At 61.6% G+C, this 18,555-nt stretch carries 17 protein-coding genes; 10 read left to right on the top strand and 7 right to left on the bottom strand.

Translation table 11 applies throughout. The annotated features are described in order from the left end of the window. Window positions 1–511 precede the first annotated feature (511 nt). The 7 genes from cobU (at window position 512) to PspCFBP13528_RS12690 (ending at window position 5,800) form a co-directional block, all read left to right on the top strand. Window positions 512–1,033 carry a bifunctional adenosylcobinamide kinase/adenosylcobinamide-phosphate guanylyltransferase gene (gene cobU / locus PspCFBP13528_RS12720; protein WP_065949712.1) on the top strand — a complete coding sequence of 174 codons (522 nt, stop codon included), beginning with the start codon at window positions 512–514 and terminating at the stop codon, window positions 1,031–1,033. Then, window positions 1,030–2,085 carry a nicotinate-nucleotide--dimethylbenzimidazole phosphoribosyltransferase gene (cobT, locus tag PspCFBP13528_RS12715; protein ID WP_137200335.1) on the top strand — a complete coding sequence of 352 codons (1,056 nt, stop codon included), beginning with the start codon at window positions 1,030–1,032 and terminating at the stop codon, window positions 2,083–2,085. The genes cobU and cobT overlap by 4 nt, the downstream gene beginning before the upstream one ends. Beyond that, window positions 2,082–2,657, top strand: a complete 576-nt coding sequence (gene cobC, locus PspCFBP13528_RS12710) for an alpha-ribazole phosphatase family protein (protein WP_137200334.1) — start codon at window positions 2,082–2,084, stop codon at window positions 2,655–2,657. Before cobT ends, cobC begins: the two co-directional genes overlap by 4 nt. Window positions 2,658–2,659: 2 nt before the next feature. Further along, a complete protein-coding gene (locus tag PspCFBP13528_RS12705; protein WP_137200333.1) occupies window positions 2,660–3,388 on the top strand; it encodes an adenosylcobinamide-GDP ribazoletransferase in 729 nt (242 codons plus the stop codon). Between the two features lie 42 nt (window positions 3,389–3,430). Beyond that, window positions 3,431–3,835, top strand: a complete 405-nt coding sequence (locus PspCFBP13528_RS12700) for a MarR family transcriptional regulator (protein WP_065949708.1) — start codon at window positions 3,431–3,433, stop codon at window positions 3,833–3,835. Window positions 3,836–3,898: 63 nt separating this feature from the next. Beyond that, window positions 3,899–5,098, top strand: coding sequence for an MFS transporter (locus PspCFBP13528_RS12695; RefSeq protein WP_162515425.1), 1,200 nt, complete (start codon window positions 3,899–3,901; stop codon window positions 5,096–5,098). Between the two features lie 150 nt (window positions 5,099–5,248). Next, entirely contained in the window at window positions 5,249–5,800 is a 552-nt protein-coding gene (locus PspCFBP13528_RS12690; RefSeq protein ID WP_065949706.1) for a redoxin domain-containing protein, read from the top strand. Between the two features lie 69 nt (window positions 5,801–5,869). On the opposite strand, the gene PspCFBP13528_RS12685 is transcribed toward PspCFBP13528_RS12690, so the two are convergent. From PspCFBP13528_RS12685 to PspCFBP13528_RS12665, 4 genes are all read right to left on the bottom strand, one after another. Continuing rightward, complete coding sequence (locus PspCFBP13528_RS12685; RefSeq protein ID WP_065949705.1) at window positions 5,870–7,147, bottom strand: outer membrane protein transport protein; 1,278 nt, start codon at window positions 7,145–7,147, stop codon at window positions 5,870–5,872. A 145-nt stretch (window positions 7,148–7,292) separates the two neighbouring features. Continuing rightward, on the bottom strand, window positions 7,293–7,775 hold the full coding sequence (locus tag PspCFBP13528_RS12680; RefSeq protein WP_137200332.1) for a hypothetical protein: 483 nt from the start codon (window positions 7,773–7,775) through the stop codon (window positions 7,293–7,295). 275 nt (window positions 7,776–8,050) lie between these two features. Next, a complete protein-coding gene (locus PspCFBP13528_RS12675) occupies window positions 8,051–8,275 on the bottom strand; it encodes a hypothetical protein (protein WP_005790139.1) in 225 nt (74 codons plus the stop codon). A 442-nt stretch (window positions 8,276–8,717) separates the two neighbouring features. Further along, complete coding sequence (locus PspCFBP13528_RS12665; RefSeq protein WP_065949704.1) at window positions 8,718–9,023, bottom strand: hypothetical protein; 306 nt, start codon at window positions 9,021–9,023, stop codon at window positions 8,718–8,720. Between the two features lie 455 nt (window positions 9,024–9,478). Here PspCFBP13528_RS12665 and PspCFBP13528_RS12660 point away from each other — a divergent pair, with 455 nt between their 5' ends. Together PspCFBP13528_RS12660 and rmuC are read left to right on the top strand one after the other, a co-directional pair. Next, window positions 9,479–9,802, top strand: a complete 324-nt coding sequence (locus tag PspCFBP13528_RS12660; RefSeq protein WP_065884517.1) for a hypothetical protein — start codon at window positions 9,479–9,481, stop codon at window positions 9,800–9,802. Between the two features lie 175 nt (window positions 9,803–9,977). Further along, complete coding sequence (gene rmuC / locus PspCFBP13528_RS12655) at window positions 9,978–11,342, top strand: DNA recombination protein RmuC (RefSeq protein ID WP_178084430.1); 1,365 nt, start codon at window positions 9,978–9,980, stop codon at window positions 11,340–11,342. Between the two features lie 123 nt (window positions 11,343–11,465). Here the strand turns inward: rmuC and PspCFBP13528_RS12650 are convergent, their stop codons facing one another. From PspCFBP13528_RS12650 to PspCFBP13528_RS12640, 3 genes are all read right to left on the bottom strand, one after another. Further along, window positions 11,466–14,936, bottom strand: coding sequence for a PAS domain-containing hybrid sensor histidine kinase/response regulator (locus PspCFBP13528_RS12650; RefSeq protein ID WP_065949702.1), 3,471 nt, complete (start codon window positions 14,934–14,936; stop codon window positions 11,466–11,468). 114 nt (window positions 14,937–15,050) lie between these two features. Beyond that, window positions 15,051–15,434 (bottom strand): YbaN family protein, encoded by a 384-nt coding sequence (locus tag PspCFBP13528_RS12645; protein ID WP_065949701.1) that lies wholly within the window; start codon window positions 15,432–15,434, stop codon window positions 15,051–15,053. Window positions 15,435–15,454: 20 nt separating this feature from the next. Continuing rightward, complete coding sequence (locus tag PspCFBP13528_RS12640; RefSeq protein WP_057721316.1) at window positions 15,455–16,042, bottom strand: YecA family protein; 588 nt, start codon at window positions 16,040–16,042, stop codon at window positions 15,455–15,457. 277 nt (window positions 16,043–16,319) lie between these two features. Here PspCFBP13528_RS12640 and recQ point away from each other — a divergent pair, with 277 nt between their 5' ends. Next, complete coding sequence (recQ, locus tag PspCFBP13528_RS12635) at window positions 16,320–18,446, top strand: DNA helicase RecQ (RefSeq protein ID WP_065949700.1); 2,127 nt, start codon at window positions 16,320–16,322, stop codon at window positions 18,444–18,446. Window positions 18,447–18,555: the final 109 nt, after the last annotated feature.

Genomic DNA, 18,555 nt, shown 5'->3' with positions numbered 1-18,555 from the left:
ATGTTGGGTCGGACCGGGTACATATCCGTTTCTGCGGTCACGGCTGCTTAGGGTTCCGCTCTTACAGCGGGTCACTTTGGAAAAGCCCCAAAGTAACCAAAGGGCTCTTGCCCCACCACTCGGCACCTCGCCTGGGCTCGGTGTGCCCTCTCTCCGGCTTGAATCCGTGGGCCGCCGCAATGGGCCATCCATGGCCCAGTGCGGCTAACCCGGCGTCCTGCCGGGTTACCCACGGATTCAAGCCTGCGTTCGGCCAGCGTGGTTTAACGGGGCGCCTGAGATCAAGATCAAGATCAAGATCAAGAGCGACTCGCTGCGCATCGTGGTTAGGCTTGGGCGCTACTGAGTTGTGTAGACAGCCGCGGACGAATTGTGGGAGGGGGCTTGCCCCCGATAGCGGTGGGTCAGTTATCGATGTATTCACTGTTACTCCCTCATCGGGGGCAAGTCGAATCGTCGCACCGCCCCTCCCACATTGTTCGGTGGCGCGGGACTTGGAAGGTATGTGCTCATGCATCAATTGATCCTTGGCGGCGCTCGTTCGGGCAAGAGTCGCCTGGCTGAAAAGCTTGCCGGCGACAGCGGTCTGTCCGTGATTTATATCGCCACCAGCCAACCGCTGGACGGTGAGATGAACCAGCGCGTTGCCCTGCACCGTGAGCGTCGGCCCGACCACTGGGGCCTGATTGAAGAACCCGTCGAACTGGCGCATGTGTTGCGCGAAAACGCCGCTGCCGATCATTGCCTGTTGGTCGACTGCCTGACCTTGTGGCTGACCAACCTGTTGATGCTCGAGGATGCCGAGCGCCTGGCATTCGAGCGCGATCAACTGCTGCACAGCCTGGCGTCGCTGCCGGGTGAAATCATTTTTGTCAGCAACGAGACCGGACTGGGTGTCGTGCCGCTGGGCGAATTGACTCGCCGTTATGTGGATGAAGCCGGTTGGCTGCATCAAGCCTTGGCCGAGCGGTGTCAGCGTGTGGTGCTGACGGTGGCCGGCCTGCCCCTGACTTTGAAAGGTACTGCGTTATGACCGATTCCTGGTGGCTCAACCCCTGCAAGGCCAACGATGCTTCTGCGCAGGAACAGGCGCGGGACCGTCAGCAGCAGTTGACCAAACCCGCCGGCTCCCTCGGCCAGTTGGAAGCGCTGGCGGTGCAATTGGCCGGTTTGCAGGGACGGGTCAAGCCGTCGGTGGATCGACTGTGGATCGCGATTTTTGCCGGCGACCATGGGGTGGTCGCGGAAGGCGTGTCGGCGTTTCCCCAGGAAGTGACCGGGCAGATGCTGCATAACTTTGTCACCGGTGGCGCGGCCATCAGCGTCTTGGCTCGGCAACTGGACGCACAGTTGGAGGTGGTCGACCTCGGCACGGTGACGCCATCCCTGGCGTTGCCCGGCGTGCGTCACCTGAATATCGGCGCGGGCACGGCCAACTTTGTCAACGGCCCGGCGATGACCCAGGCTCAGGGCAATCAGGCCCTGCAGGCCGGGCGAGACAGCGCACACCGCGCCCTGGAAAACGGCGCACAGCTGTTTATCGGTGGCGAGATGGGCATCGGTAACACCACCGCCGCCAGTGCGTTGGCCTGTGTGCTGCTCGATTGCCCGGTGAGTGACCTGACCGGGCCAGGCACGGGGTTGAATGCCCAGGGTGTCAGTCACAAGGTGGCGGTCATCGAGCGCGGCCTGGAACGGCACGCGGCCCAGCGCGACGACGCGTTGCAGACGCTGTTCAACCTCGGGGGCTTTGAAATCGCCGCGCTGGTCGGTGCCTACCTGGCCTGTGCCCAGGCGGGCATCGTGGTGCTGGTGGACGGGTTCATCTGCAGCGTCGCCGCACTGGTTGCCACGCGCCTGAACCCGGCATGCCGCGAATGGCTGGTGTTCGGCCATCGTGGCGCCGAGCCGGGTCATCGTCACGTGCTGCACAGCCTTGACGCGCAGCCTCTGCTCGACCTGGGCCTGCGCCTGGGCGAAGGCAGTGGTGCGGCGTTGGCGGTGCCGCTGTTGCGCCTGGCCTGTGCGCTGCACGGGCAGATGGCGACCTTCGCCGAAGCGGCCGTGGCGGACCGCCCCGCATGACCTTGCACCTGGATTTGCTGCGCCACGGTGAAACCGAACTGGGCGGCGGCCTGCGCGGCAGCCTGGATGACGCCCTGACGGCCAAGGGTTGGGAACAGATGCGCGCCGCTGTCGCAGGGCGGGGGCCGTGGGACCGACTGATCAGTTCGCCGTTGCAACGCTGCGCGCGCTTTGCCCAGGAGCTGGGCGAACGTCTCGACCTTCCGGTCAGCCTGGAAAAAGACCTGCAGGAGCTGCACTTCGGCGCCTGGGAAGGACAGAGCGCGGCGGCGTTGATGCAGACCGATGCCGAGGCCTTGGGCTTGTTCTGGGCGGACCCGTACAGTTTTACCCCGCCGGAAGGCGAACCGGTGGACGCGTTTTCCGAGCGGGTGCTCGGCGCTGTCTCACGTCTGCGCCAGGCCTATGCCGGTGAGCGTGTGCTGTTGATCAGCCACGGTGGTGTGATGCGGCTGCTGTTGGCGCGCGCGCGCGGCTTGCCCCGTGAACAATTGCTGAATGTCGAAGTCGGCCACGGCGGGCTGTTCAACTTGCAAGTCGCGACCGATGGCACGTTGAAGGAAGGGGGCTGAACATGCTGCCATTCTGGATCGCCCTGCAGTTCCTGAGCAGCCTGCCGATTCGCCTGCCGGGCATGCCGCAACCGCAGGAGCTGGGGCGTTCGTTGCTGTTTTATCCGCTGGTGGGCGTGCTGTTCGGCTTGCTCCTGTGGGGCCTGAACGCTTTGTTGACGGGCGCGCCCCTGTTGCTGCACGCCGCGCTGCTGTTGAGCGCCTGGGTGCTGCTCAGTGGTGGCCTGCACCTGGACGGCCTGGCCGACAGTGCCGACGCTTGGCTGGGTGGCTTCGGCGACCGTGAACGCACCCTCGCCATCATGAAAGACCCACGCAGCGGGCCCATTGCCGTGGTCACCCTGGGCCTGGTGCTGCTGCTCAAGTTCACCGCGCTGGTGGCGCTGATCGAGCAGCGCAATGGCGCTGCGCTGATTCTCGCGCCGTTGATCGGCCGGGCGTCGATGCTGGCGCTGTTTCTCACCACGCGTTACGTGCGCGCGGGCGGATTAGGTCAGGCGCTGTCGGATCATTTGCCCAGGGTTGTCGGCCAGCAAGTGCTGATCCTCAGCGGACTGGCCTGCATCCTGATCGGCGGCTTCGGCGGTGGGCTGGCGGTGTTGTTCGCCGCAGCTTGTTTTATCGGGTTGCGCCAGGTGATGATCAGGCGCCTCGGTGGCACCACCGGCGATACTGCGGGCGCACTGCTGGAACTGCTGGAAACGGTGGTGCTGATTGGACTGGCGTTGTAACACTTTCTTGCATTTCCACAACTCCGGGTATATACACGCTCCATGCTTGCCTCCCAATGTTTATGCACCAACCTGCGACGTGCCGCCCGTGGCGTCAGCAGGCATTACGACGGCGCCCTCGATGGCTTCGGGATCAACGTTGCGCAGTATTCCTTGCTGTGCAACCTGCAACGTCTCGATCAGCCGAGCATTTCCAGCCTGGCAGAAGCCATGGGCCTGGACCGCAGCACCCTGGGGCGCAATTTGCGCGTACTCGAAGGGGAGGGCCTGGTGCGGCTGGTCGAGGGTGACGACCTGCGCAATCGCCTGGTGGTATTGACCGAGGCGGGCCAGCAGCGTTTGGCGGCGGCCCTGCCGGCATGGGAAGCGGCGCAACAGACATTGATCGATCAGCTTGGCGCGCAAAAGCGCGAAACCCTGTTGGCCTTGCTGGATGAACTTGCCTGAACGGCGGTTTGTTCGGCTACAAGCGGGTATATACCCGCGAACGGAGAATAAGAAATGACCTCGATGTGGCGCACCAGTGGCTGGGTTCTTTTGGGGAGTGCGCTGATCCTGGCGTTGTCCCTGGGCGTGCGGCACGGCTTTGGGCTGTTCCTGGCGCCGATGAGCAGCGAATTCGGCTGGGGCCGTGAGACGTTCGCTTTTGCCATTGCCTTGCAGAACCTGATCTGGGGCCTGGCACAGCCGTTCACCGGGGCGCTGGCCGACCGCTTCGGCGCGACCAGGGCGGTGTTCGTCGGCGGCGTGTTGTACGCCGTGGGCCTGGTGCTGATGGGGATGTCGGACTCGGCGTGGTCATTGTCGCTGAGTGCCGGGTTGCTGATTGGCATCGGCCTGTCCGGCACGTCGTTTTCAGTGATCCTCGGCGTGGTCGGCCGCGCCGTAGCACCGGAGAAACGCAGCATGGCCATGGGCATCGCCAGCGCCGCCGGCTCTTTCGGCCAATTCGCCATGGTGCCTGGCACCCTCGGCTTGATTGGTTGGCTGGGCTGGTCGGCGGCGCTGCTGGCGCTGGGCTTGATGGTGGCGTTGATCCTGCCGCTGGTGGCCATGCTCAAGGATAAACCGCTGCCGGTGACGGTCGGTCAACAAACCCTGCGTGAAGCGTTGAAGGAGGCCTGTTCCCATAGCGGGTTCTGGCTGCTGGCCTTCGGCTTTTTCGTCTGCGGATTCCAAGTGGTATTTATCGGTGTGCATCTGCCGGCGTACCTGGTGGACCAGCATCTGCCGGCCACAGTGGGCACCACGGTGCTGGCCTTGATCGGCTTGTTCAATGTGTTCGGCACCTACACCGCCGGCTGGCTGGGTGGGCGCATGTCCAAGCCGCGCTTGCTCACCGGCTTGTACCTGCTGCGGGCAGTGGTGATCGTGCTGTTCCTGTGGGCGCCGGTCACCGAGGTCACGGCATACGTGTTTGGCATGGCGATGGGATTCCTCTGGTTGTCCACCGTACCGCTGACCAACGGCACCGTCGCCACCTTGTTCGGCGTGCGAAACCTTTCGATGCTGGGTGGGATTGTGTTCCTGTTCCACCAGCTCGGCTCGTTCCTCGGTGGCTGGTTGGGCGGGGTGGTCTATGATCGAACCGGTAGCTATGACCTGATCTGGCAAGTGGCAATTCTGCTCAGCCTGCTCGCGGCGGCCTTGAACTGGCCGGTGCGTGAACGGCCGGTGGCGCGTGTGCAGGCGCAAATGGAGGCGGCATGAGTGCAGCGCTGCGGTGCGTGATCCTGGCGGCGACGCTGGTGTTGCTGCTGCTGGCCTGGTGGGGCTGGCAGCAAGGCGGCCTGGCATTGATGCAGTTGGGCATGGCGATCTGTTAAGTTCTCTGTCTGAACCGAATCGAGGACCTTTGATATGTTGATGCGCTGGCTCGCTCTACCCGTCCTGATGGCTGCTGGCAGCGTGGCCCTGGCCGCCGGATGCCCGCCGTTGCTGGAAGGCCAATTGCCCAAGTTGCGGGCCAAGGAATCCATTGACCTGTGCCAGCGCTTTGCAGGCAAGCCTCTGGTGATCGTCAATACGGCGAGCTTCTGCGGCTTCGCTCCTCAATTCAAAGGCCTCGAAGCTTTGTATCAGCGCTATAAGGGTGAAGGTCTGGAGGTGATTGGCGTGCCTTCGGACGACTTCAAGCAGGAGGCCAAGACCGGCGAGGAGACTGCCAAGGTCTGCTACGTCAATTATGGCGTGACCTTCACCATGACCGAACCGCAGAAGGTCAAGGGGCCGGATGCGGTGCACCTGTTCAAGAGCCTGGCGCAGCAGACCGACACGCCGCCGAAGTGGAATTTCTACAAGTATGTGGTGGATCGCCAGGGCAAGGTGATTGCCAATTTTTCCAGCCTGACCAAGCCTGACAGCCCCGAGCTGATCAAGGCGGTGGAGCAGGCGATAGCTTCCAAGCCCTGATACATGATCGTCCATTAAAAAGCCCCGCCTCCTTTTCAGGAGAGCGGGGCTTTTTTAGACCGCGATGAATCAGAAGCGGTAGGTCATGCCCAGGCCGAAACCGTTGGCGCTGTTCTCATACTTGGCGTTGTAGCTGGCCAGTTGATTGGAGCGTGCAACCTTGACGTCCTCTTCCTTCAGGTAGGAGTAAGCCACGTCGACGGTCATGTTCGGCATGACCTCGTAGCCCAGGCCCAGACTGAAGATGGTGCGGTCGCCGGTAGGAATGCGCGGCGAGCGATCCGTGTTGTTGGTCGGCGACTGGTCGAATGTCAGGCCGGTACGCAGCACCACTTGCTTGGTCAACTGATACGAAGTACCCAAGGCGTACGCCCAGGTGTCGTGCCAGTTCTGGTCTTCCTTGATGGTGCTGACCAGGCCGGGGGCCAGCGCGCCACCCGCTGCGGCTGTCACGCCTTCGTTCTTGACGGTGATGTCTTTCAGGCGGCTCCAGCGGGTCCAGGTTGCACCGGCGTAGAGCTTCCAGGCGTCGGTCAGGTCCTGGGTCACCGACAGGTCGTAGGACTCAGGCGTGTCGATCTTCAGCGAAGCGTCGTAGCGATTGCTGCGCAGGAACGGCGAAGTCGCGGTCGGCGCGGTGACTTCGGTGTGGCCGTCCAGCTTGTAGCTGACCTTGGAGTGATAGGTCAGGCCGACGCGGGTGGTATCGGTGGCTTGTACCAGCACGCCGATATTGAAGCCCAGCGCGGTGTCGTCACCCTTGATCTTGATGTTGGTGTCCGGCGCGCGAGGGTTCAGCGTGAGGTCCGATTCCAGGGTGCCGGCAATGCGGTTGATGGTCGGGCCAAAACCCACGGAAACGCGATCATTGAAGGCGTAACTGACCGTCGGTTGCAAGGTCATGACTTTCACTTCGCTTTTGCTGCCGAAGCCACGGCCCTGGAAGCCGCTTTCGTAGTCAGTTATCAGGCCGAACGGAGCATAGACGCCGAAACCCACAGACCACTGATCGTTGAGTTTATTGGTGTAGAAACCGAAAGGGACGGCGGTGAACGGCACCATATCGCCCTTGTTGCTGCCACTGGAGCGACCGCTGGTATCGCTCAGATCGGTGGACGCATCGATGGCTGCGACACCGCCGGTGATCTGCTGGCCGTTCAGGCGAGCCATACCGGCAGGGTTGCCATAGACAGTGCTTGCGTCATCGGCAGAAGATGAGCGACCCGCAAAACCGGTGCCCATTCCGCTGACGCTCTGTTCGTTCAGGGCGAAGCCGCTGGCGAACAGTTGGGAAGAGGCCATGGCAACGGCGAGGCTAAGTGTGGTCTTGAGCATTACTTTTTTCATTATTAGAACTCCGTGTGATCACCGCTGCGGAAAGTATCAATAAATTTCACATCGCGCTATAGGCTGTAATGCAGGAGATAGAGCGGTTTTGTAGGACAATCCGACCAGATTTGCGGTTTTTTGGCGAATCTTGCAAATTGCCCGGTCAGCAGGCCACCTGTTTCATGGGGGAGACACAGGTTTGCCAGGCCTGGGAGAAATCTCGCAGGCGACCCTGAGGGTGAAATATTTCTTTCCAGATACGCGCCATGCCCAGTACATCGCCCGGCGCGGGCAGGGCGGGACGCTGTTGTTCGACCAGCAGCCACGCGATCGCCGTGGCGTAACGCAGGTTCACCGTCAATTCCAATTGTGGCGCACTGAGAAAAGCATGTTGGCTGGCCAACCCGCGCACCAGGCTCGCACGCTCGGGATCGAGCGCCAGGTAGGCATCCCAGAGGGCGCGGTGACGGGGTTCGGTGATGCTGTAGAGGCCATGGCCGCGACGATCATGCAAGGCCGAGCCCAGCTCCGACTGGCTGGCGGCAATGCCCAGCAGCAGGGCTTCGGCGGTCGGATTATGGCGCCCGAGGTACTTCAGGGTCGGCCTGATCACATAACGACACAATTCGCTGGCGGCAATACCCATAAGAGCCTCATCGCGAGAAAATGAATGACGGGCCCGAGAAGGAGGGCTTGGCAGCGGTGAATCGGATCTCAGGCCCGTCGCAAGCGGATCATGCTGCTTGAGTTGAAGTGTAGTGTCATATTCGTCTTGTAAAGGACTGTTTTTAAAACATCTTTGTTATCCGGTTATAACGTTTATATCTATTTGTGATTAGTAAAAAGTCTTCGGCTAAATTTCAGGCAATAAAAAACCCTGCTTTTCAGACAGGGTTTTTGTGTTTCAGCGACTCGGGTCGATCAGGCAGTCAATGCCTGACGGGTACGCTCGATCACGGCCTGCAGCGGTTCTGCGCTGGAGTATTGATCGGGGTACAGGCGTTCGCTGTGACGCGCGATGCCGTGTTCGTTGACCAGGGTGAAGCTGAAGCAGCCTTTGCGAGCAGCCATGATCAGGCAGTTCATTGGGGCAAAAGCGTTGGTGAGGGTGCGGATGGCATCCTGAGTATGGATTTGAGCGTTCATATTATGGGTGTTCCTACAAATGACACAGATAAGAACCGTGCCGTATTAAAACGTTCCAGTGACGTTGATCACCATTGATCAAACGAAGAACCCGACTGGAACAAAGCAGCCAGTTTGAAGCGCTATTGAATTAGGCGCGCTTGGGCTGGCAGGTAGGTACTTAGGAGGGCAGGCAACACAACAGGGGCAAAGGTTCTGGGCCCGGGGTGAAGATCCTGATCAATTTGCAGGTTGGTTCGGTCAGAGTATGGAGACTTCGCGACACCCTTTGCTTGTTCAAAGGCCGTGTCGTCGCAAGTGATATCTGGAAACCATCGAGGTGGTCGATCCCATGTGGTTCAGGGGATATGTTCGACCAGAATTGACTTTCAGCTTGGTACTAACGCTGCGGATAGTAACGGATCGAAACAAGGAAGGGAAGGGGTCCCGTAAAAAATCCCGATCAGCCCCCCAGCAGCCCGCGATAGACCAGCACGGTGATCGACGCGGCCAACGTACAACCAAGCCCGTAGGCGGCGAGTGTCAGCCTTACGGACTTGCCGGTCTCGATAACTCGCACGACATCACGCATGTCGTCGATCCCGCCTTCTCCCAGTTCGATGCACAGACTTGACGCGGTCAGAGCGGCGGATACCAGGATAGCGATGGCAAACAGCGCGCCGTCCGGGGACGGTAATAGCGCGTTGATGCCCAGGGCCGTCGCGCAAATGGCCAGCAGCAACGCGGCGAATAACAGAATTCCTTTCATCGGCCCTGCACGGTTGCGTTTTCGGGGGGGGGAGTGTGGCGAGCCGCGACAGCTTTGAAAAGTCCCCAGGCTTGCCGGCAGTAACATTTTCCCAGTCTGTCGGATCCAAAAAGCTGGCGATATAACCATTGGCTGGTGAGTTGTGCACATTCGTCGCAGCCTGTGTAACCTCATGGGCAGCAGCCCCGGAGCCCGCTCATTTGCCTGCAATCAAAATTTAAGTCAATGAAAAATCTGGCTTTTTTTTATTGGTGAAAAAATCGTCAGTTTGACTGCAGCCCCCGCTCCATGGGCCTTTGCGCGGGTTAAAGCGGGGTTGTCCACTGAGTTATCCACAGCTTCTGTGGATTGTCCCAAGCGCTTGCTCTAGAACGGGCGTGCAGCGTTTTTTCAGCTTTACCTGTACGAAAAAAAGAGTAGAGTGGCGCGCCTTCCGTTCTGTCCCACAGTGCTTTATGAAGTTTCGCTCAGTATCACCTTCTGTTACCGACACTCCTCAAACTGTTACCGCGCCCAAGCGCTTCTCTTTGAAAGTTGCCTTGTGGCTGCTCGACAGCCCGCGCCTGGGGCAGAGTACCAACATCAAGCACTTGGCTGGCCGCCTGCTCAAGCAGCCTGCCCGCGAAGGCGTGGTGGCCGCGCAGAGCCGCCTGGGCCAGCTGATGTGCCGTGAATGCGGAAATGCCCGCGACCGGCGTATCGGCCAGGACCTGCTGCGTTCGGCGGCTCGTGCCGGTGATCGCCGCGCCCAGCGCGAATTGGGCCAGGTCGAAGACTGAGCTGTCCTCCCGTGCCTTGCTTGGTTAACCTTGCTGTTTTTGGGTGAAGGCAGAAATGACTATGGTGTTCGACTGGACCAGTGTCGCCCTTGGCCTTGCAGGCGCAGCGCTGCCTTTATTGGCGTGGTGCTGGCAGATTCAACGGCGGCTGACCGCGCGCACCACCGGCTGGGAATTGCTGGAAGAGCGCCTGGCCACCGCGCAACTGGCCCAGGAAGGGCTTGCTGCGCAGTTGGACGCCAGCCGTGACGAGATCAGCGATCTGAGCCAGGCCAACGCCGCCAAGCAGGCCGACCTGGCTGCGGTACGCCGCGAAGTCGAGTTGTTGCAGATCGACCGCGATAACGCCCGCGACGCGGCCCACGCGTGGAATATTGACCGCAGCGCCAAGGAAACCGAACTGCGCCGCCTTGACGCCTTGGCTGCAGCCCTGCGCGCCGAGTTGCGGGAACAGCAGGACAGCCATCAACAACGTCTCGCCGACCTGCAAGGTTCCCGGGATGAACTGCGCGCGCAGTTCGCCGAACTCGCCGGGAAGATTTTCGACGAGCGCGAACAACGCTTTGCCGAAACCAGCCAGGAGCGTCTCGGGCAGTTACTGGACCCGCTCAAGGAGCGCATCCAGTCCTTCGAGAAGCGCGTTGAAGAAAGCTACCAGAACGAGGCCCGCGAACGCTTTTCCCTGGCCAAGGAGCTTGAGCGCCTGCAGCAACTGAACCTGCGCCTGTCGGACGAAGCCACCAACCTGACCCGCGCCCTTAAAGGCCAGAAAACCCAGGGTAACTGGGGCGAGCTGATCCTCGAGCGGGTGCTGGAACATGCGGGCCTGGAAAAAGGTCGCGAGTATCAGACGCAGGTCAGCCTCAAGGGCCCGGATGGCGAACGCTTCCAGCCGGACGTGCTGATCATGTTGCCGGGCGACAAGCAGGTGGTGGTGGACTCCAAGGTCAGCCTGACCGCCTACCAGCAGTACGTGGCGGCGGACGACGAGGTGATTGGCCAGGCGGCGTTGAAGCAGCATGTGCTGTCCTTGCGCAATCACGTCAAGGGCTTGGCCGGCAAGGATTACAAGCGCCTGGAAGGCCTGCACAGCCTGGATTTCGTGCTGTTGTTCGTGCCGATCGAAGCGGCGTTTTCCGCAGCGCTGCAAGCGGAGCCGAACCTGTTCCAGGAAGCCTTTGATCGCCATATCGTGATTGTCAGCCCTACCACCTTGCTGGCCACCCTGCGGGTGATCGACAGCCTGTGGAAGCAGGAGCGTCAGAGCCAGAACGCGCGGGAAATCGCCGAGCGCGCGGGTTGGCTGTATGACAAGTTCGTGCTGTTTATCCAGGATCTGGACGAAGTGGGTAATCGCCTGCAACAGTTGGATAAGGCTTACAGCGCAGCGCGCAACAAGCTGACGGACGGACGCGGGAATCTGGTCAGCCGTACCGAGCAGTTAAGATTGCTCGGCGCCCGAGCCAGCAAGAGCCTGCCGGCGGATTTGCTCGAGCGCGCGATGACGGATGCTGACGGTGTAGCGCATCTTCCTGAGTAAACACAGGCCAAAATGTGGGAGGGGGCTTGCCCCCGATTGCGGAGTGTCAGTCGCCAGATCTATTGGTTGATGCACCGCTATCGGGGGCAAGCCCCCTCCCACATTGTACGGAGTACACTTGAATTAAAGGGGCAAATGCCGGCTCAACAGCGCCCGCAACGCCGCCGGTTTCACCGGCTTGGCCAGGTAATCCAGCCCCGCCGCATGCACTTTGGCCACCATCTCCGCACGGCCATCGGCACTGATCACCACGCCGGGAATCGGCTCGGCCAATTGGGCGCGCAGCCAGCCCATCAATTCAGTACCGGTCTCGCCGTGGTCCAGGTGGTAATCCACCAACGCGAGTTGCGGGCGCATGCCTTCAGCCAGCAGGACCGCGCATTGCGCCTGGTCAGTGGCGGTCCACACCTCGCAACCCCAGCGCGTCAGCAAACTGCGCATGCCGATCAGGATGCTTTCTTCGTTATCCACGCACAGTATTTGCGCGCCGCTGAGTGGCAGGCCATTTTCCTGCGCGGCCTTGACCGGTGCGGCGGTCTGGTTACGCGCCAGCGGCACACGCACACTGAACACGCTGCCCTTGCCCGGCCACGAGCTTACGCTCAGGCGATGGCCCAGCACGCGGCACAGGCCGTCGGCAATCGCCAGGCCCAGGCCCAGGCCCTTTTCGGCGCGGGTCTGGTGACTGTCCAGGCGCTTGAACTCTTCGAAAATCACTTTCTGTTTATCCAACGGGATGCCAGGGCCACGGTCCCAGACCTCCAGGCACAACTGGCCCTGGCGGCGACGTACGCCCAGCAGCACCGGCCCATCGGCATAACGAAAGGCGTTGGTGAGGAAATTCTGCAGGATCCGCCGCAGCAACTTGATGTCGCTGTCCACCCGCAGGCGACTGCCGCGCAAACGGAAGCGCAAGCCCTGGTCATGGGCCAAGGCCTTGAATTCGGCGCCCAGGGTGTCGAATAACTCGTTGAGGACAAACGGCTGGCGTTGTGGATTGATCTTGCCGTTTTCCAGGCGCGAGATATCCAGCAAGTCGCTGATCAAATCCTCGGCCGAGCGCAACGAACTGTCCAAATGCTGCACCAGTTGCCGGGCCTCGCTGGAAAGGCCTTCATGCTGATGGGACAGGGCGGCGGAGAACAGGCGTGCGGCGTTCAACGGTTGCATCAAGTCATGGCTGACGGCCGCCAGGAAACGGGTCTTCGACTGGCTGGCGGATTCGGCCACGCCCTTGGCCTCGGTCAACGCGAGGTTGAGCTGCGACAGTTCATGGGTGCGTTCGGTCACCCGTTGTTCCAGACCTTCGTTGGCCTCGGTCAGCGCCTGTTCGGCTTCGCGGAACGCGGTGATGTCGGTGAAACTCATGACAAAACCGCCGCCGGGCATCGGGTTGCCGATCAGTTCGATCACCCGTCCGTTGGGAAACAGCCGCTCTGACGTGTGCGCACGGCCCTGGCGCATCCAGTGCAGGCGTCGCGCCACGTGCACTTGCGCCTCGCCAGGGCCGCACAGGCCGCGCTCGGCGTTGTAGCGGATGATGTCGGCAATTGGCCGGCCGACACTGATCAAGCCGTCGGGGTAGTTGAACAGCTCCAGGTAGCGCCGGTTCCAGGCCACCAGCTTGAGCGACTGATCCACCACGCTGATGCCCTGGGTGATGTTTTCGATCGCACCCTGCAGCAGGGCGCGGTTGAACTGCAGCACCTCGGACGCTTCGTCGGCGATCCGTACCACGTCCTCCAGTTGCATGTCCCGCCCTTCAATGGCGGCTTTGACCACGGCGCGCGTGGAGGAGGCACCGAGTACGCCCGCCAGCAAGCGCTCGGTGTGGGCGATCCAGTCGTTGTCGGCATTCTGGTTGGGGTTGAAGCCTTTGCCCTGGCGATAGGCAAAACGGATAAAGCTCTGCTGGGCCCGTTCTTCACCGACAAAGCGCGCCGACAGGCTGAGCAGATCGCTGATCTGTACCGACAACATGGAGCGGGCGCTGGCGCGCTGGCTGATTTCCTGGCCGATAAAGCGGCCGGCCTGCCAATGCTCGGAGACCCTAGTGCGCGACAGCATCGATACCCATACGAACAGCGTGAAATTACCGGCCAGGGAGAACACGGTGCCCAAGGTCAGTGAGGTCACGGAAAAGCCGAACGGGTGCGAGTGCATCCAGGTCAGGCCGGGGAAAAGGCTCAGCGACCAGCCCAGGCTTTTCGCGGTAACCGGCAGGACCAGGGTGTAGAACCACAGGAACGTCCCCGCCGCCAAGCCTGCAAATACCCCGCGCCGGTTGGCCTGTTTCCAGTACAGCGCACCGAGCATCGCCGGTGCCAGCTGGGTCACGGCGGCAAACGCGATCTGGCCGATGGTGGCCAGGCTCGCGGTGGAACCCAGCAGTCGGTAGCTCACATAGGCCAGCAGCAGGATGATCACGATGCTGACCCGGCGCACCGACAGCATCCAGTGGCGGAACACTTCGAAGGGGCGTTCGGCGCTGGAGCGGCGCAACAGCCAGGGCAGCAGCATGTCGTTGGAGACCATGGTCGACAAGGCAATGCTGGCCACGATCACCATGCCGGTGGCCGCCGAGGCGCCGCCGATGAAGGCCAGTACGGCGAGGGCCGGGTGGGCTTCGGCCATCGGCAGGCTGATCACGTAGGAATCCGGCAGCACCGAACCGGGCAACAGCATCTTGCCGCCGAGGGCGATGGGGATCACGAACAGCGCGGCAAGGATCAAATAAGCCGGGAACACCCATTTGGCCAGGCGCAAGTCCTGCGGGTCGATATTCTCCACCACCGTCACATGAAATTGCCGGGGCAGGCAGATGATCGCCATCATCGCGACGCCGGTCTGCACCACCATCGACGGCCAGTTGATGGTCTCCTTCCAGTATTCCTCCAGGCGCGGTGCGAGCATCGCCTGGCTGAACAGATCGCCGAAACCGTCGTAGAGCCCGTAGGTTACAAACACGCCGACCGCCAGAAACGCGAACAGCTTGACCAGCGCTTCAAAGGCAATCGCCAGCACCATGCCCCGGTGGTGTTCGGTAGCGTCGAGGTTGCGCGTGCCGAACACGATGGTGAACAGCGCCAGCACCAGCGACACCACCAATGCGGTGTCCTGGGCTCGGGTGCCCGTGGTGTCGGGCCCGGAGCCGATCAACAGGTTCACGCCGAGCACGATGCCTTTGAGCTGCAGGGCGATATAAGGCAATACGCCGACCAGGCAGATCAACGCGACCACCACTGCCAGGGACTGGGATTTGCCGTAGCGTGCGGCGATAAAGTCGGCGATGGACGTGATGTTTTCCTGCTTGCTGATCAGAATCATCTTCTGCAGCACCCAGGGCGCCAGCACCAGCAGCAGCACCGGCCCCAGGTAGATCGGCAGGAATGCCCAAAGCTGTTCGGCCGCCTGGCCCACGGCGCCGAAGAACGTCCAGCTGGTGCAATACACCGCCAGCGACAAGCTATACACCCACGCACGCACACGCGGCGGCAGCGGCGCGTGGCGGCGGTCACCGTAAAAGGCGATGGCGAACATAATGGCCATATAGGCCAGGGCAACGGCGGCGATCAGCCCGCTGGACAGCGTCATGGTAACTCCGAGCATAGGAACACCCGGGCAGTGCGGGCCCGGTCGGACAGTCTCGCATGATGCTTGGGGTTAGTCAGTGTCGACCAAGGTCTGAGCGCGACTTGATGTCGCGGCTTAGCGAGGGGGCAGGGTTTTCTGGCGCAGGATGTAAATCGTCACCAGCACCGCGCTGGTCAGCATGAACCCGCGTGCCCACGGCAACGGCACCAGGTAGCAGGACAGGGTGATGCTCAGCCACATCAAGCCGATGGCGTAGACCTTGCCCTTGAGCGGGATGCCATTACCGTCCAGGTAATCACGAATCCAGGGGCCCAGGCGCGGGTGTTCGACCAGCCAGTGGTAAAAACGCGGGGAGCTTCGAGCGAAGCAGGCGGCGGCCAGCAGGAGAAAGGGGGTCGTCGGCAATACCGGTAGGAAAATGCCGATCGCCCCGAGCGCTACGCTCAGCCAGCCGATGGCCAGCAGCGCGTAACGCAGGAGCGGCGAGCGCTTGCCCATGGGGTCCACGGGCAAGCGACTCAGTGGTGACGTGGCTTGAGGATCGCCGGTTTTTCGTCAGGCGCGTTGCACAGCAGGTACAGCGCGGTGAGGGCTTCCGGGATCTGTACGATCATGTCGTCCATCAGGTTGGCGTCGGCGGCGATATCGGAAAATTCAGCTTCTTCTTCAAAAAGCCCCGAACCGACCATGATCGGCAGCAGCATTTCGCTGACTTCTTCCTCGGCGGTTTCGAACCAGGCGGCTTCGCGCAGGAACACGCCTTCCATGAAGCCGATGCACCAGCCGCGCAGGTCGGAGTCGTCCGGATCGTCGCCCAGGTCCAGTTCGCACGGCAGCTCGAACTCTTCATCGGAAGCCAGTTGGCGACTGATGTGGGCCTTGAGGGCCAGCAGAGTGGCTTCGATTTCTTCGCGCTGGGCGTCGTCGGCGTAATGAGGTTCTTCGGCGAACAGCGCGTCGATCCACTCACGGTCGGGTACGACTTCGGAGCAGATAGACAACGCGGTCAGGTAGCCGTGGGCGGCCACATAGTCCAGCGCCTCGTCATGCAGCTCATCGGCGTCGAGGAAGGCTTGCAGGCGGGTTAGTTGCTCAGCGAAGGACATTGAAGAATTACCTTGGGAATAAACGATGCGGGAATTCTAGGCGTTCTTGAGCGCCCAGGCCAGCCGCACGGCATATTTGCCCGGTTTTAGACAGCGGTGTCTATTCGTCAGTCGCGCCCTTTGCCGGTGAACGCTCGAGTATACTGCCGCGTTTTGTGATGCCCCTGCAGGCCATGCGGCACTCCGGGAAAACTTCGCTTACGGATTATTTTCCGTGAAAACGGGTTTTTTCGGCCAGCCTGTACAGAGGGATTTGCGCACCATTTTGGAGTTTTACATGCTCGAGCAGGCTCAACGCGTCCTCAAGGACATCTTCGGCTACGACAGTTTTCGTGGCCGCCAGGGTGCGATCATTGAGCGCGTGGCCAGTGGCGGCGATGCCCTGGTCCTGATGCCTACGGGCGGCGGCAAGTCGTTGTGCTTCCAGGTGCCGGCGCTGTTGCGCAATGGCCTGGCCGTGGTGGTGTCACCGCTCATCGCATTGATGGACGATCAGGTCGCCACCCTGGAAGAACTGGGTGTCGCCGCCGCTGCCTTGAACTCCACCCTCAGCGCCGAGCAGCAGCGCGACCTGGCCGCGCGGATCAAGCGCGGCGAAGTGAAGATGCTCTACCTGGCGCCGGAGCGGCTGGTGCAGCCGCGCATGCTGGCGTTCCTGCAGAGCCTGGAAATTGCCCTGTTCGCCATCGACGAAGCCCACTGTGTGTCGCAGTGGGGCCATGATTTCCGCCGCGAATACCTGCAGCTTGGCCAACTGGCGGAACTGTTCCCCGACGTGCCGCGTATTGCCCTGACCGCGACCGCCGACAAGCGTACCCGCGAAGAGATCGTCGAGCGCCTGCATTTGCAGGGCGCCGAGCGTTTCCTGTCGAGCTTCGACCGACCGAATATTTTCTACCGCATCGTGCCCAAGGAGCAGCCACGCAAGCAGTTGCTCGCGTTTCTCTCCGAGCGGCGCAGCGATGCGGGTATCGTCTATTGCCTGTCACGCAAGAAGGTCGATGAAGTCGCCGCGTTCCTCTGTGAGCAAGGTTATCCGGCGCTGCCTTATCACGCCGGCTTGCCCAATGAAACACGCTCGGCGCACCAGAAGCGCTTCCTCAACGAGGAAGGCCTGATCATGGTGGCGACCATCGCCTTCGGCATGGGGATCGACAAATCCAACGTGCGTTTCGTGGCGCACATGGACCTGCCCAAATCCCTCGAGGCCTATTACCAGGAAACCGGCCGCGCCGGCCGTGATGGCCTGCCGGCGGATGCCTGGATGGTCTACGGCCTGCAGGATGTGGTGATGCTCAAGCAGATGCTGCAGAACTCCGAAGGCGATGAGCGCCACAAGCGTCTGGAGCAGCACAAACTCGACGCCATGCTCTCGCTGTGTGAAGAGACCCGCTGCCGCCGCCAGACGCTGCTGGCGTATTTCGATGAAGACATGCCGCAACCCTGCGGCCACTGCGATAACTGCATCGACGGCGTGCAGACCTGGGACGCTACCGAGCCGGCGCGCCAGGCGTTGTCGACGATCTACCGCACCGGCCAGCGCTATGGCGTCGGTCACCTGGTGGATGTATTGCTGGGCAAGGACAACGAAAAGGTCCGCAGCTTCGGCCATGAAAAACTCTCGGTCTATGGCGTCGGCAAGGCCCGTGCAGAAGGCGAGTGGCGTTCACTGTTTCGCCAGATGGTCGCGCGCGGGCTGGTCGACATCGATATCGAAGGCTACGGCGGCCTGCGCCTTAACGACAGCTGCCGGCCCTTGCTCAAGGGCGAGGTCAGCCTGGAGCTGCGCCGCGACCTCAAGCCGCAGACCACCGCCAAGAGCAGCACCAGCCAGGCCAGCCAGCTGGTGCGTGGCGAGGAGCGCGAACAGTGGGAGGCCTTGCGTACCCTGCGGCGCAAACTGGCGCAGGAACACAGCGTGCCGCCCTACGTCATCTTCCCCGACTCGACCCTGCTCGAGATGCTTCGCGAGCAGCCCACCAGCATGGCCGAAATGGCCAGGGTCAGCGGCGTGGGCGCACGCAAGCTGGAGCGTTATGGCCAGGCCTTCCTCGAGGTGCTCGGCGGCCAGGCCGAAGCACCGAAGGAAATCGCCGATATCCGCCACGAACTGATCAGCCTGGCCCGCGCCGGCATGACCCCGATCCAGATCGCCGGCCAGCTGCAATGCTCGGAAAAAAATGTGTACACGTTGCTGGCCGAAGCCATCGGCAAGCAGCAGTTGTCCCTGGAGCAGGCCCTTGATTTGCCGGAGGATTTGCTCGGCGAAATCCAGGACGCCTTTCTCGACGGGGAGGGCGAATTGCCACCTGTCGCGGAGATCGCGCCGCTGTTTGCCGGGCGGGTTCCCGAAGGTGTTTTGTACTGCGTGCGTGCCGCTTTGCAGTCGGAATTCGAAATTTAGTGTGGCAATTACGACAATGTAACGAATCAGTACATACCGGGCCTTGCCTCCTGGCATGGCTCATGCTTAGCTGACTAATAATTAGCCACACTTTATTTTCAGTCTAAAC

The organism is Pseudomonas sp. CFBP13528, from assembly GCF_005233615.1.
Classification (GTDB): Bacteria; Pseudomonadota; Gammaproteobacteria; order Pseudomonadales; family Pseudomonadaceae; genus Aquipseudomonas; species Aquipseudomonas fluorescens_AM.
Note: the sequence above shows the minus strand (reverse complement) of the source record. Positions and strands in the feature narration are given on the sequence as shown.